The 16308-nt window shown below is 57.6% G+C and carries 4 protein-coding genes and 2 pseudogenes; 4 read left to right on the forward strand and 2 right to left on the reverse strand.

The genetic code is table 11. The features are described from left to right. Window positions 1–4564, reverse strand: a pseudogene (locus EPIR_RS19175) (two-partner secretion domain-containing protein); the annotation flags it as partial. 17 nt (window positions 4565–4581) lie between these two features. Further along, window positions 4582–6290: pseudogene (locus EPIR_RS03645) on the reverse strand (ShlB/FhaC/HecB family hemolysin secretion/activation protein). Between the two features lie 550 nt (window positions 6291–6840). Here EPIR_RS03645 and EPIR_RS03650 point away from each other — a divergent pair. The 4 genes from EPIR_RS03650 to EPIR_RS03665 all read left to right on the forward strand — a co-directional run bounded on the left by EPIR_RS03650 (window position 6841) and on the right by EPIR_RS03665 (window position 16304). Then, on the forward strand, window positions 6841–8556 hold the full coding sequence (locus EPIR_RS03650) for a penicillin-binding transpeptidase domain-containing protein (protein ID WP_023653951.1): 1716 nt from the start codon (window positions 6841–6843) through the stop codon (window positions 8554–8556). 271 nt (window positions 8557–8827) lie between these two features. Next, a complete protein-coding gene (locus tag EPIR_RS03655; RefSeq protein WP_023653952.1) occupies window positions 8828–10060 on the forward strand; it encodes an MdtA/MuxA family multidrug efflux RND transporter periplasmic adaptor subunit in 1233 nt (410 codons plus the stop codon). After that, on the forward strand, window positions 10057–13209 hold the full coding sequence (locus EPIR_RS03660) for a multidrug efflux RND transporter permease subunit (RefSeq protein ID WP_023653953.1): 3153 nt from the start codon (window positions 10057–10059) through the stop codon (window positions 13207–13209). Before EPIR_RS03655 ends, EPIR_RS03660 begins: the two co-directional genes overlap by 4 nt. Further along, complete coding sequence (locus tag EPIR_RS03665) at window positions 13206–16304, forward strand: multidrug efflux RND transporter permease subunit (protein WP_023653954.1); 3099 nt, start codon at window positions 13206–13208, stop codon at window positions 16302–16304. The genes EPIR_RS03660 and EPIR_RS03665 overlap by 4 nt, the downstream gene beginning before the upstream one ends. The last annotated feature ends 4 nt before the right edge of the window (window positions 16305–16308 follow it).

Genomic DNA, 16308 nt, shown 5'->3' on the forward strand with positions numbered 1-16308 from the left:
ATAAAGTTGGCGGGGTTCCCCGCCGATAAAGCCGCTGTTGTTCAGGGTATTCGCATCGATCTGCGTGACTTCGCGGCCAGCAATTTTACCGCTGTTGGTCAGATCACGACCGGTATTGAGTGCCACGTTATTGCCGGCCAACAGGGCACCGCTGCCGTCGAGGTCACCTTTTTTCACCCGCGCATAAACCTGCGGCACCAGCACGCTTTGCCGTGAACCGTCCGGCAGGGTAATGTCCTGTTTGACCAGCCACACCATATCGCTGGTCAGCAGCGCCATCTGGGCGGGCGTTAAGGCTACGCCCAGCGTCAGAGGGTAATTTTTAGCGAAAGCGATGCCCGCATCCATCAGCGCCTTGTACTGATCGCTATCATTGCTGTAGCCCGCCAGATAGCGCTGTCCGGTAAGATCGACGATCTGTTCGCGGATCAGACGCTGCTCGTAGTAGCCATCGCCCAGACGTTTCAGGACCCGGTTCGGATCTTGGGTAAGCGCATTCTGCATGTAGTCGCTGCCCAGCCACTGCTTCTGTTGAGTAAAGCGCGGGTCGGTCTCAATCAGATAGTGGCTGTTGACCTCGCCATGCAGCTGGAACAGGCTATTGTCCGGCAAAGTGGTATTCGGGCGGGTAACGCGGATGACGCTGTCCGCTGCCTCATCCGGTAGGGTAATTTCCACAATATGTCCGGCCGGAGGGGCAACCGCTGCGGCATTGCCGGCCTGTTGATTCAGCGCCGAGGTATCGCGTCCGGCAACCGTGGTGCCGCTGCCGTTAACTTGGGTATTACCCTGGTATACCAGGGTGGCTAGGGCAAAGGTTTGCATCATGGGGTCTGGCTGGTAACGGTTGGTATCCTTGCCCTGTGAGGTGTGGGTGCCGCCCAATCCTCCGCCGGATTTTTTGGCGTACCAGTGGGTTTGCCTACCATTATCGACCGTGACTTTTTTGCCTTCGCTGGCGACGTTATTCAGCACCGCACCGGGGTTCACGCCCAGCGTACCGCCCGCCATAATCCGGCTGTCGTAGTTATTCACCCGATCGCTGTTGATCGTCAGGTCCCCCCCGGCGATGATCTGCCCGGGATCGCTCTCTTTGATCTGCGTTTCAGTGACGGTGCGCTGGTATTGGTACTCATAAAAATCGTCGTTGGCATGGCCATCAGGTGTTCTGGCCTCGTGTACGCCGTACTTATTCGAGTGCGAGGTATCAATATCAGCCCAGTCATAACGGGTTGTCATGCCCTTGAGTACCGCTTCATGATGCTGCGAACGTTCGGTAACCACATCTTCGGTGACCAAGTGGTCGTTGAAGTTATTGATCTGCGCGATATCGATCGTCATATGACCGATGGATTCCAACGTGGCGCTGTGGTTATCAAACACGAAAGCCTGGCCGGATGCCTGCAAGCTGTCGTTGAGCTGGCCACCTATTGCCGCGTCTCCGGCGCTGAAAATCAGCGCATGATCGCGGTTATTGAGGGTTTGTGCGCCGATGTCCAGCCGCTCGCGGGCGGCAAGGGTCGCCGCCGTGCCGTTTTCGGCCTGATTGTTCAGAGTGGTGCTTTGCAGGGCGAGATGGTCGCCATAAATGCGACCGCTGCCGAGATTGGTCAGCGTGGCAGAGTGGATATGTGTCAGGTTGCCGTCGATCAGGCCACGGTTGGTCAGTTCGCCATCGGTCAAAATATGGTTTTGCCCGGCGCTGATTTCCCCCGCAGCCGCGTTGTTTAGGCTGGCTGCATGGAGATTCAGCACGCCGCCGGACTTAATCAGCGCGCCGTTCTCCAGCCTCTTACCCATGTTGACGTTCAGATCGCCGTTGGCAATCACCTCGCCCTGATTGACGAATCCCTGCAACAGCGTGAGCGTCATCGCGCCCTGCGATAACACACTGCCGTCACCGCTCAGCGAAGCGGCGCTGAGCTGTAGGTTTTTATCGGCGATCAGGGTGCCACTGCGGTTATTCAGTGCCAGGGTATTATCGCCGTTAATCACCAGCAGACCCGCTGAAGAGAGTAAACCCCGGGTATTGTTAAGCGACTGGCCGAGCGTGAGATCCAGCTTATCATTAGCGCGCAGTGCGCCCTGGCTATTGTCCAGTGAATCACTGTTCAGCCGCAGCGACTGGCCTTCCAGTCCGGTGTCCGGCGCGTTGCTGTCACGATTAACGATCTGCGCGGCGGTAATGGTTGCGCTGCCGCCGCTGCGGATCAGGCCAGCACTATTATCCACCAACCCTTTTAACGCATTGAGCAGCATATTGCCCGCTGCCTGTAGCTGACCGGCGTGGTTGCTAAGCCCGCTGACGTCCAGCTGTGCCTGACCGGATACGGCAAGGGTGCCGCCGTCATTAGCAAGATGCTGGCCGTGCGTATTGAGATGCAGATCGCCGCCGCTATGCAGCTGCCCAGCCTGATTGACCAGCGCGCCGCTCAGCAAGGTCAGCGTTTTGCCCGCAGCGATTGTTCCGGCGCGGTTATTGATGCTCTGGCTCTGGGTATTAATGCCCAGCGTGCCGTCTGCCTGGATCTCGCCTTGCTGATTGTTGAGCGAATGACTGACGTTAAGCGTCAGCGATCCGCTGTTTTGTGCGCCGATATGGCCCTGCTGGTTGTTCAGCCTGGCGGCGTGCAGATTAAGATCACCACCTGCGGCCAGAATACCGTGCTGGTTATCCATGCCATTTCGCACCGCAAGCGTCATGGCACCGCTGCCGGTTTGCAAAATTTTACCGCCACGGTTAGACAGGCTGTTCGCCGACAGAGTGATGTGCTGTGCCGAGGTCACGCCACCGTCAAGCTGGGTATCACCCGCGTTAAGGATCAGATGGCCGTTAGACAGGATTTGGCCTTTATCGCCCCGCAGGCTGCCGCTGGTCAGGGCCAGATTGCCGTCAGCGGCATGAATAATTTTGCCGTGCTGATTGTTGATGCTGGCTGCCGTTATCGTCAGATCTTTGCCGCTGCTGGCGATGCTGCCGCCGTGGTTATTGATGCTGCCCTGATGATTAAGCTGTAGCGCATCGCTACCGGACTGGGCAATAGCACCCTGTTGGTTCGACAGGTCATGTGCGCTCAGGGTCAGTTTGTTGGCAAAAAGCGTGCCGCCGTCGTTATTGAGCCGTTTGCCGCTGCGGGCGATCAGCTGCTGCTGCGCGGCAATCTCTGCACCACTGCCGGTCAGCAGGTCGCTTTGCCCGGCGTCCAGCGTGATGTTGACGGCACTGCTGGCGCTGTGGCGCACATCCACGCCTTGCCCACGCGCGCTGAAACTGCCCGCAGCCAGATTTTGCCCCTGGGCGCGCAGCTGGCCTGCGGTTGACAGGGTTAAGTTGCCGCTGCCGACCAGTTGACCGTCCTGATTAACCCCGGCGGCCAGTACGCTTCCCTGCTCGCTGTTCAGCGTGGCGCTTTGTGTTTGCAGGTGATGACGTGCGGCGATCGACCCGCTGTTATGCAGATCGCCCGCGCTGGTCAGGCTGGCATTGTCGCCCGCCAGCAGCGAGCCACTGTTGTCGATGGTGGTATTGGAGGTAATGCTCATCCCACTGCTGCTGCGGATACGGCCGCTGTTTTCGATATGGCCATCCGCCGTCACCACCAGCGATCCCGCCTGCGCGCCAATATTTCCGGCGTTATAAACGCCAACGCCTTTTTCAGTACCGATCAGCCGAATTTTATTGGCATACATACCGCCCAGCTGCGCGACATCGACGGCCAGCTGCGGCCGAACGGAATCGTCGGTCGATAATTTATCGATCTGTTGATGTGCCACATCGACCCGGTTGCGACCGGTCGTCACGGCTAAATCTTTGGCCACCAGTGCGGCGTTGATGGTTACCGAGCGGGCGATAATGTCGGTGTAATCCTGGCGGCTGCTGTCCATACCGGCACCCTGGACCACGATCTCGCCGCGTTCAACGTTATAGCCGGTTAACCGGCCATTATTCATCTGTGCCTGACCGGTGGTCAGCGTGGCGCGGTTAGCATTGATAAAGCCACAGCCGTTACAGGAAATCCCCGATGGGTTGGCAATGATCACCTGCGCCTGACGGCCGGCGACTTCAATATAGCCATTGAGTCGACTGGGATCGCGCGAGTTGATCTCGTTAAGGATGATTCTTGCTTCTCCGCCCGCCAGCCAGCCAGGGGTTACCGGCCACCATGCCGCCCTGTTGCGTGGCGACATGGTGGCGCGAGTTATTCAGGATGACACCCTGGCGATCGACGTCGAATTGGCTGTAACTGTTGCGTGAAACACCCGCCGCGCTTGGCGTCTGAATATTTACCTGCGGCGTGCCGTTGGCGCTGCTGATGATATTCGGCTGCTGATTATTCGGGGCCTGGCCGTCGGCGACAATACCTGCCTGAGCACAGCCGGTCGGAGTCACAAACGCGAAAACGGCCAGTATGGCGCAGGATAATGGACTGAGCCGACAGCAGCGCACGGGGGGATCGTCCTTGCGTGTACGTGGCGAGCCCGTGCGGCTGCGGGCGATTTCTGCCACGACCATCAGCATGCCGCGCGCCCGGTTGAAAATAAGACGATAACGAAGTTTGTTCACAGTCGAGTTTCCTTACTCTAATACTGCCAGTTGAGGTTAAAGCCCAGCGATACCGGGTCGGTGCTGAAGCCGTCTGGTTTGGAAAACGGCACGGCGGCAAACAGGTCATAGCCAAGGTTAAATGCCTGGCCACGGAGGCCGGCTGCGCCACCGCTTAAATGGTTACCGGCCATATCTAGCGTGCCGTTGCCGCCGATTTCACCGTAATCCACCCCGAGATAAAGCTCCTGTGACGGCAGCGGGTTAGCCATGCGATGTCGTTACGAACCCGCCATCCACGGTCGGCGTTCAGCGTCCGTTCACCGTCAAAGCCGCGCACCGTCCAACGGTTACCAATGGCAAACTGTTCTTGCGAGGTGAGTGGGGTATGACTCAACTGACGCTGATATTGCACGTTGTAATGGAATTTTTGCTGCACCAGGGTAAAAGGGATATCAACCTTGGCGGTCAGTTGCACAATTTTGCTCAGTGCCGTGGCATCACCCATATTTTCTTCTGGTGCAGGCAGCGCGCCAAACCAGCGGGTGCCGCGTTGGTAACTCACGCCTGCATCCAGCATGGCCTGAGAAATATAGTGGCGGTGCTGCATGCCGATACGCCACGCCACAGTGCGACGGCGCTGCACTTCAACCTCAGTATCTTCAATGTAGTTTCTGGATCCCCGCGCCAGCACGTCGTAAGTCAGCGTGGTTTTCTGGCTGCCGCTGCGGTGCAGTATGCGGCTGACCTGAAAATCCAGATTGCTGCTTTTACCGCTGTAACGGTAGTCACCGTTGAGCGCCGCCACCGTCTGACGATAATCGTAGCTGCTGGCGGTGAGGCCAATCAGCCAGTAGCCGAACGGTAGCGAGTAGTGGGCGGTGAGATTGTCGGAGCTTTTGCCTTTTTTGCCTTGCAGGCTGCCGCTGCCAGAGAGATAAAACAGATCGCTGAGCGAAAGCGGGTTATCCAGCGATAATGTCAGGCCGCCCTGATAGCGACCGGTGCTGCGCGTGCCGGAATCGTCAAGTGAGGCGGCCACGCGCCATATACGCGCCTGCTGCCAGTGAAGCGCAATATCGCTTTCGCCCGGCTGCTCGCCTGGCACTATTTCCATATTGGCCTGCACGGTCGGCAGGCGTTGCAGGTTCTCCAGCCCCTGCTCAATATCGCGTAGATCGAGCGGCTGGCCTTTATGGGCGGGAAACGCGCTGTAAAGCGTGACGTTATGTCCGCTGTCCGGCGTCAGTTTCACCTGTCGAGTTTTGCCTGCGACCACCATCAGCTTCAGCTCACCGCCGTTAAGATCCTGTGAAGGTGCCAGCACGCGGCTGGTAATATAGCCATGATCCACCAGCCGGTTTTGCAGGGTACTCATCAGCAGGTTTATACCCTTGCCACCCAGGCATTTACCCATCGCCTGTTGGCTAATATGTTGCAGGGGTAACCAGTGGGGCAGGGCGTCGGTACCGCTCAGGATAACCTGAGAAATAGGGAAACAGGGGGTTTCCTGCGGGAAAACAATGCGGCCAAAGCTAGCCGATGGCGGAGACAGACGAATATCCGGTGCCGGTGGGTTCAGACGATCCTGTAAGGCGCGTTGCTGTTCCTGCTGATGATTAAATTGCCGATCGGCCTGCGCGGGAACAGGTTCAGCCCGGGGTGCAGCCATCACCAGCCACAGAGAGATGAGTATTATTTGCCGGACGCCAGCCGTGTGCGGACGATGCAGGGAAATATCCTTCATTATTATTATCCTTAATTCTCGATTTCCTTATCTGACTGCAAACAAATATTACAAAGTATTTTCGTAATATGACATGGATAATTTCCATTAATGAAAAAATGGACTATTTACTATATTCGATCCGGGGAAGACGTTCTTAAGGGCAATATGCGAGATAAAATAGCTGGCTCAAAACGGGAGCGCGGAATTAAACAGGGAAAATAAAACTGAAAACCGACAGTTCTCATAGCTGGTTACATTTTGCCGATATATGTTGCGATTAGCAGGTAGCGGCTTGAGGCCGCAGGTTGCTACAGTTCATTTCCCAGAGGTATTGATGGGTGAACATCAAAAAGTATTTACGCTTTATTTCACCAACCTGCGCAGATGCGCAGGTTTTTTTTGTCTATTACTCTAACAACCCAATTATTTTCAATGAATTAATTCATTAACGATCGGGTGGGTATTAACCCTCGTCACACACGATCTGAAACACTGTTTACCTGTTAACCTTTTGTCATTTTTTGTATAATTAGCAGTAAGTTATTCTGTCATCTGCAATGGATCCCCCATGCCACCGTCAAGAAAATCCCTGGTCAAATCCCAGACGGCTCCTACCTTCAATCCTTTGCGGTTCCGGCTTGTCTGTCTGGGCGTGTTGACCTGCCTGGTTTTTTTACTGCTGAGGGTGGCGGATTTACAGCTGATTAATCATCCGATGCTGGAAAAAGAAGCCGACCAGCGATCTCTGCGCACCGTCTCTCTTCCCACCAATCGCGGGACTTTGCTGGATCGCAACGGCGAAGCGTTGGCACTTAGCGTACCGTCGCGCGATATTATCGCCGACCCGCAGCGTGTGCTGGAGGCGCATCCCGACTTTACCAGCGATAAATGGCAGTACCTTGCCAATGCGCTGGAACAGCGCCCTGAACAGATTGCCGCTCAGATCGGTGCTAATCCCGACCGCCGCTTTCTCTATCTCGGCCATAAAATCGAACTGGGGATCGCGAAAGATATCGCAAAACTGCACCTGACCGGTATCAGCACCCTGTATAACGACAGCCGTTTCTACCCGATGAGCGAAGCCACCGCGCCGCTGATCGGTATTGTTGGTGCGGAGAACGGCGGCCTTAGCGGGTTAGAAAAGGGCTTTGATAAACTGTTGCGCGGTACGCCAGGCGTGGAGAAATACCGCCAGGATGCCAGCGGCAATATTGTCGCAATGATTAATTATGAGCCACCGCAGCAGCCGCCCACCGTGCAGCTCAGCATTGATAAATTTGACCAGTACACCATGTACAGCAAACTGCGTGAAGGGGTGCTGCTCAACAAAGCCGACTCCGGCGCGGCGGTACTGATAAAAATCGATACCGGGGAGATCCTCGGCATGGCTTCTTATCCGTCATTTAATCCCAATCATTTCGTTGATGTGTCACCGGCGCAGATGCGTAATACGGCGATCAACGACAGCTTTGAGCCGGGTTCAACGGTCAAGCCGCTGGTGGTGATGGAAGGCCTGGCGCGCAAGCTGGTGCGTCCGGATTCCGTACTGGATACCACACCTTACCGGGTTAACGGTCATCTGATCCGCGATGTGGGCCACTGGTCGCGTTTAACCATGACCGGCATCCTGCAAAAATCCAGTGATATAGGCGTATCGCATATTGCGCTGGCGATGCCTGCCGAAGTGCTGGTGAACACCTATCATGCCTTCGGCTTGGGCAAGCCGACCGGGCTGGGTCTGACCGGGGAGAGCGTGGGCTACTTCCCGCTGCACCGCCAGCGCTGGGCCGATATTGAACGCGCCACCTTCGCTTTTGGCTATGGATTGCGCGTGACCCCTCTACAGATTGCCCGCGAATATGCCACCCTCGGGGCTTTTGGCGTTTATCGCCCGCTGTCGATTACCAAAGTGACACCGCCGGTGCTGGGCGAACGCGTGGCCGATGAGCAGACGGTACGGGCAGTGGTGCATATGATGGAGAGTGATGCGCTGCCGGGCGGCAGTGGCTTACGCGCCGCCGTACCCGGCTACCGCCTGGCCATTAAAACCGGTACGGCCGAAAAAATGGGCGACAGCGGTAAATATGACGGCGGCTATATCAACTATACTGCCGGGGTCGCCCCGGCCAGTAATCCTCAGGTGGCGCTGGTGATTATGATTAACCATCCGACGGCGGGCAATCACTTCGGCGGATCGGTAGCGGCACCGGTATTTGGCAATATTATTGGCCCGGTGCTGAAGCATATGAATATTCCCCCGGACGCGATCTATAGTCACGGTTGAAATACAGCATCGTCAGCGGTAAATAACCACGCGTATGCGTGGTTTTTTTACGTTTTTCACGGTGATAGCCTCCATGAAATCTCGCATTTCTTACGGAAATCTTACGCTGCAAGCATAGAACGCCAGCAGATAAGCTAAGATAATACCCATCTCTACCAACAGACTTTCAATAGGTAAGGGGAGCAGCCCATGCCCTTTGTGCTGAGTTCTTGTGCGCCGGGGATTACCCTGTCTGGTGCTGTTTATCACTGTATTTAATTAGCCGAGCCTCATGAGCCAAATCTCCCCAAAGAAGCCGTACTCACGGCGTATGATCATTCTCTGCATTATTGTGCTGCTGCTTGTTGCAGGCCTGGTATGGCGCTTCTGGCCGCATGGCCAAACTGCCGCCGGGGGAGCCAGCGCGATGGGCGGCCCGGGTGGGCATGGCGGGCCAGGACAGATGGCGGGGATGACCACGCCGGTACACGCCGGGGAAGTGCGGCTGGCCGATGTCCCGGTTTATCTGACCGCGCTGGGCACGGTGATCCCCAATGCCACCGTCACCGTCACCAGTCAGGTGAGCGGCACGCTGACCCACGTTTATTTCAAGGAAGGGGAAAAAGTGGCCGCCGGGCAGCTGCTGGCGCAGGTCGACCCACGCAGCTACCTGGCCACGCTGGCGCAGTATCAGGGCGATCTGAGCCAGAACCAGGCGCTGCTGAAAAGCGCCCGGTTGACGCTGGCGCGTTATCAAAAACTCTATGCCCAAGACTCGCTGGCACGACAGGATCTTGAAACCCAGACAGCCACCGTGGGGCAGTATCTCGGTACGGTAAAAGCCGATGAAGCGCAGATTGCAGCCGCGAAGCTGAATATTGAATTTGCCCGTATCACTGCGCCCATCTCCGGACGTGTCGGGCTGCGGCTGGTGGATGCCGGTAATAGGGTGCAAAGCTCGGACACCACCGGCATTGTGGTGATTACCCAGACGCAGCCAGCGGCGGTTACCTTTAGCGTGCCGCAGAGCAATATCCCGGCGCTGCTCAAGGCGCTGCATAACGGCCAGTCACTGCCCGCCACCGCCTTCGATCAGGCAGGCAGTAGCCCACTGGCCCAGGGCGAAGTGCAGTTTATCAGTAATCAGATCGATACCAGCACCGGCAGCGTTGAGCTGAAAGCGCTGTTCGCTAATCAGGACGAAGCTCTGTATGCCAACCAGTTTGTGAATCTGCGGCTGCAAACCGCTACTCTGAAACAGGCCACGGTGATCCCGGCCCAGGCGCTACAGCTCAGCAGTGACGGCAGTTTTGTCTACGTGATAAATAAAGATAGCACCGTGACGCGTAAAGCCGTCACCACTGGCCCGGCATTCGGCAGCAATCAGCAGGCTATTCTGTCCGGCGTCAGCGCGGGTGAGCAGGTGGTGACCGAAGGCATCGACCGCCTGAACGATGGCAGCAAAGTGTCGCTGGTCAGTCATGAAGAAACCCGCGCCGCCGCCGGGGGCAAGAAAGCGCCATGAATCCGTCACGCCTTTTTATCCAGCGTCCGGTTGCCACGATCCTGCTGATGGTCGGCGTACTGATCTCCGGGATTATCGCTTACGGCATGCTCTCCACCTCGGCGCTGCCGCAGGTGGATTATCCGACCATACAGGTCTCCACGCTCTATCCTGGTGCCAGCCCGGATGTGATGGCTTCCTCGGTGACCGCGCCGCTTGAGCGCCAGCTGGGACAGATGTCTGGCCTCAGCCAGATGACCTCCAGCAGCTCCAGCGGATCTTCGACGATCACGCTTCAGTTCTCGCTGGAGCTGTCGCTGGACGTCGCCGAACAGGAGGTGCAGGCGGCGATAAACGCGGCTAACAGCCTGCTGCCGACCGATCTGCCCAACCCGCCAACCTATAAGAAAGTGAACCCGGCGGACAGTGCGGTGCTCACCCTTGCTGCCAGTTCGGACACGCAGCCGCTGACGAAAGTGCAGGACCTGGTTAATACCCGTATCGCGCTCAAGCTGTCACAGATTTCAGGCGTGGGTATGGTGACACTGGCGGGAGGGCATCAGCCGGCGATCCGCGTACGCATCGATCCTAAAGCGCTGGCCGCACACGGCCTGACGCTGGAAGATATCAATACGCTGGTCAGTAACAGCAACGTCAATGGCTCAAAGGGCGGGTTTGACGGGCAGTACCACTCGGTGACCATTGATGCCAACGACCAGCTTCGTACCGCCGCACAGTATGGCAACCTGATCCTCACTTACCAGAACGGTGCCGCACTGCGACTGCATGATATTGCACACATTGATGAGGCGGCAGAAAACAGTTATCAGTCGGCGTGGGCCAATACCAGCCCGGCGATTGTGATCAGCGTGCAGCGCCAGCCTGGGGCTAACGTTATTGCGGTGGTTGATGCCATTAAAGCCCAGTTGCCGACATTGCAGGCTGCTTTACCGGACGGGGTGAAATTAACCGTGCTCTCCGACCGCACCCAGACCATTCGTTCCTCCATCAGCGACGTGCAGTTTGAGCTGATGCTGTCGATTGCGCTGGTGGTGATGGTCACCTTCCTGTTTCTGCGTAACGTGGCGGCCACGCTGATCCCCAGCGTAGCCGTGCCGCTGTCGCTGGTCGGCACCTTTGGCGTGATGTATCTGGCCGGATTCAGCCTGAATAACCTGTCGCTGATGGCGCTGACCATCGCCACCGGCTTTGTTATCGACGATGCTATCGTGGTGGTGGAAAATATCTCGCGCCGCCTGGAGCAGGGTGAAACGCCGATGGAAGCGGCGCTAAAAGGGTCGGCACAAATTGGTTTTACCATTATCTCACTCACCTTTTCCCTGATTGCGGTGCTGATCCCGCTGCTGTTTATGGGCGATGTGGTTGGAAGGCTGTTCCGCGAATTTGCTATTACCCTGGCGGTTTCAATTCTGGTCTCGATGCTGATCTCTCTGACCCTGACGCCGATGCTGTGCGCCTGGTTATTGCGCCATACTCCGCCGGAACGCCAGTCGCGCTTCTACCGCAAGGGCGGCGAGTTCTTCGACCGACTGATTGCCGGTTACGACCGCCTGCTGACCCTCGTTCTGAATCATCAGCGCATGACCCTGCTGGTGGCTTTGGCCACGCTGGCGCTGACCGCGCTGCTGTATCTGATGGTGCCGAAGGGCTTCTTCCCGGCGCAGGATACCGGCCTGATCCAGGGCGTAACCGTCGCCTCACAGGATGTCTCCTTTAGTGAGATGTCGCGGCGTCAGCAGCAGCTGGCGGCCATTATTCTGCAAAACCCGGCGGTGGAGAACCTCTCTTCTACCGTGGGTATTGACGGCACCAATACCAGCCTGAACAGCGGCCGATTACAGATCAACCTGAAGTCCTTTGCCGAGCGTGATAAACGCGCCGATACGGTGATTAGCGAACTGCAACAGGCCACCGCTGCAGTGCCGGGCATTCAGATCTTTTTGCAATCGTCGCAGGATCTGACGGTCAACGATCAGGTCAGTCCGGATCGTTACCAGTTTACGCTGGACGATGTGGACAGCGAAAACCTGGTCGCCTGGTCGCCTAAGCTGGTGGCGGCGTTGCAGGCACGGCCCGAATTCAGCTCGGTAGTCAGCAATTTGCAGGATCAGGGGCAGGTGGCGTACGTTGAGCTCAACCGCGATGCGGCGGCGCGCTATGGCATCACCGCCTCTGACGTTGATACCGCGCTGTATAACGCCTTTGGTCAGCGGCTGATCTCAACCATCTTCACCCAGTCGAACCAGTACCGTGTAGTGCTGGAAGTGGCACCGCGCTTCCAGCAGTCACCGGCCGCCTTTGATGATATCTGGCTGGCCAGCTCATCCAGTTCCAGCACTACCAACAGTTCAACCAGCAGTTCGGTCAGTACCGCTACCAGCGGCATGGTGAAACTGACCTCGGTTGCCAGCATCCATATGCGGACCGGTTCGCTGGTGCATATGCGCCTGAATCAGTTCCCGGCGGTCACCGTCTCCTTCAACCTGAATGACGGCTACTCGTTGGAGCAGGCGCAGCAGGCGATCGGTGAAGCCAGCCACGCGCTGGCCCAACCGTCGGGTATTACGCTGCGCTGGCAGGGAGAAACGGCGGCGTTCCAGAATGCCACCGGCAACACCCTGTGGCTAATCCTGGCGGCGTTACTCACCATGTATGTGGTGCTGGGCATTCTTTATGAAAGTTTTATTCACCCGGTGACCATCCTTTCCACGCTGCCGTCGGCGGCGGTCGGGGCGCTGTTAACCCTGCTGCTGTGCAATACCGAATTCAGCCTGATTGCGCTGATTGGTGTGATCCTGCTGATCGGCATTGTCAAAAAGAATGCGATCATGATGATTGATTTTGCCCTGGAGGCAGAGAACAAACAGCATCTCAGCCCGCGTGATGCCATTCACCAGGCCTGCCTGCTGCGCTTTCGCCCGATCCTGATGACCACGATGGCGGCGCTGCTCGGCGCGTTGCCGCTGATGCTGGCCTCCGGCTCCGGGGCTGAACTGCGTCAGCCGCTGGGGCTGGTGATCGTCGGCGGGCTGATCTTCAGCCAGGTGCTGACGCTGTTCTCTACGCCGGTCATCTACCTGTGGTTCGATCGCCTGGCGACGCGTTTTAATCGCCACCGACGTCAGTCCGTCGCGCGGGAAGCCGAATGAATATCACCCGGCTATTTATCTTTCGTCCGGTGGCCACACTGCTGCTGATGCTGGCCCTGCTGCTGCTGGGAGCGCTGGGTTATCGGCTGCTGCCCGTTGCCCCGCTGCCACAGGTGGACTTTCCCACCATCCTGGTGACCGCCAGCCTGCCCGGAGCCAGCCCGGAAACGATGGCGGCGACGGTAGCGACCCCGCTGGAGCGCTCGCTGGGGCAGATTGCCGGTATCAGCGAAATGACCTCGCAGAGTTCGCAAAGCTCCAGCACCATCATTCTGCAATTCTCGCTGGACCGTGATATCAACGGCGCGGCGCGTGACGTCCAGGCGGGGATCAACGCCGCCCGCAGCCTGCTGCCGAGCAGCATGCCATCGCTGCCGACTTACCGTAAGGCTAACCCTTCGGATGCTCCCATCGTGATGCTGGCACTTTCCAGCACCACCCGCACCAGTGCCGAACTCTACGATCTGGCGGAGAGCAAAATCCAGCAGCGGATCTCTCAGGTGAACGGCGTGGGGCAGGTGTCGCTGCGCGGCAGCGCGCTGCCGGGGGTGCGCATCGATCTGCAACCGCAACAGTTATCCCAGTACGGCGTGTCGCTGGATACGGTGCGTGAGGCGATTGCCAACAGCACCACCAACAGGCCAAAAGGGATGCTGGAGGGGGAACGTCAGTCGTGGATGGTGGATGGCAATGGGCAGCTGGATCAGGCAAAACAGTATCGTCATCTGGTGGTCAGCTACCAGAATGGTCGGGCGATCCGGCTCAGCGATGTGGCGACGGTCTATGATGCCGTCGAGGATAAGTACAACGTCGGCTATTACAACGGCGTGCCGTCGGTGATGATTGGCGTTACCCGCTCTGCCGGGGCGAATATGCTGCAAACCATCGACGGTATCAAAGCGCAAATGCCGTCGATCGAAAAAGAGCTGCCCGCCGATATGAAGCTGGCTATCGTGGTTGACCGCGCGCCGAACGTGCGGGCTTCCCTGTACGATACCGAAGAGACATTACTGATCGCCACGCTGCTGGTGATCGGTGTGGTATTTATCTTCCTGCGCGATATTAGGGCGGTGGTGATCCCGGCTCTGGCGCTGCCGCTGTCGTTAATCGGCACCTGCGCGGTGATGTATCTGCTGGACTACAGCCTCGATAATCTGTCGCTGATGGCGCTGATCATCGCTACCGGCTTTGTGGTGGATGATGCCATCGTGGTGCTGGAAAATATTACCCGTCACATTGAAGCGGGGTTAAGTCCGGTACGCGCTTCGATCAAAGGGGCAAAGGAAGTCAGCTTTACCGTGCTGTCGATGACCCTGTCGCTGGTGGCGGTCTTTATCCCGATCCTGCTGATGGGCAGCATCGTAGGCCGCCTGTTCCGTGAATTTGCCGTGACCCTTACCGTATCGCTTTTCATTTCGATGCTGGTTTCGCTCAGCCTGACGCCGATGCTCTGTTCACGGTTGTTAAAACGCCGATCGCCACTTGAGCGCCGCCCGCATCCGCTTAGCCGCTGGATCGAGCAGGGATTAAATCGTCTACTGACAGGATACGCGGCGGCGCTGGGCTGGGTGATGCGCCATCAGCGCCTGACGCTGTTCAGCCTGATCCTCACCGTGCTGCTGAATATCTTCCTCTATTCGGTAGTGCAGAGGGGGTTCTTCCCCAATCAGGATACCGGGCTGCTGATGGGAATGATACGCGCCGATCAGAATGTTTCATTCCAGGCGATGGAGCCGAAAATGCAGCAGTTTGCCAGCCTGATCGCGGCCGATCCGGCGGTGGACGGCGTATTATCCTCAATGGGCAGCGGGGCGTTCGGATCGCGCAACACCGCGATGTTCTTTGTTCATCTGAAAGACTATAAGCAGCGCACGGCGAATGCCAGCGAGGTGGCGAACCGCCTGAGTGGCAAAACCCAGAATATTCCCGGCGTGCAGCTGTTCCTGATGGCGGCACAGGATATCCACATCGGCGGCCGTAGCGCCAATGCCAGCTATCAATACAGCCTACAGGCCGACGATCTGGATACGCTGCGTATCTGGACGCCGAAAGTGAAGGCCGCGCTGGAGCAGATCCCGCTGCTGACCAGCGTTGACTCTGACGCGGAAAGCGGCGGTCAGGAGGTGATGATTACTATCGATCGCGATCGGGCAACCCGGCTCGGTGTCAATGTGAAAATGCTGGATGAAATGCTGAATAACGCCTTCAGCCAGCGGCAGATTGCCACCCTGTATCAAACGCTGAATCAGTATCATGTGGTGATGTCGGTTAATGATAGCTGGACGCGCGACCCCGCCGTGTTGTCACAGATGTTTGTGATTAACGACAGCGGCGATCGCATTCCGATCTCTGCCTTTGCCAGCTTCAGCGGCGCGAATGCCCCGCTGGCGGTCAACCATCAGGGGCAGTCAGCCACCAGCACGGTGGCCTTTAACCTACAGGATGGCGTCTCGCTGGAGCAGGCGCAGGCGGCGGTTAAAACCGCAATGGCAAAAATTGGCCTGCCTGATAGCGTGCAGGCCGGGTTCCAGGGGACGGCAAAAGCATTCAGCGAATTGAGCGCCTCAATGCCGTGGCTGATCCTCGCGGCGCTGCTGGCGGTCTATATCGTGCTGGGGATGCTGTACGAAAGCTATATTCATCCACTCACTATCCTGTCCACGCTGCCATCCGCTGGCGTGGGTGCGCTGCTACTGATGCTGTTAACCAACACCCAGCTGACGGTGATTGCGCTGATCGGCATCCTGCTGCTGATCGGTATCGTCAAAAAGAACGCCATTATGATGATCGACTTTGCCCTGGCCGCCGAACGTACTCAGGGCATGACGCCGCAGCAGGCGATCACTCAGGCCTGCCTGATGCGTTTTCGCCCGATCATGATGACCACTCTGGCGGCCTTCTTCGGTGCATTGCCGCTGGCGTTGGGCAGCGGCGGCGATGCCGATTTGCGCAGTCCGCTGGGGCTGGCCATTGCCGGTGGCCTGATGCTCAGCCAGCTGTTAACCCTGTTCACTACTCCGGTGGTGTATCTTTATCTTGACCGCGTCAGTCGTGCCACTCAACGTCAGTGGCGGCGTCTGCGCTATGCTGAATAACATG

It is taken from the genome of Erwinia piriflorinigrans CFBP 5888 (assembly GCF_001050515.1).
Taxonomy (GTDB): domain Bacteria; phylum Pseudomonadota; class Gammaproteobacteria; order Enterobacterales; family Enterobacteriaceae; genus Erwinia; species Erwinia piriflorinigrans.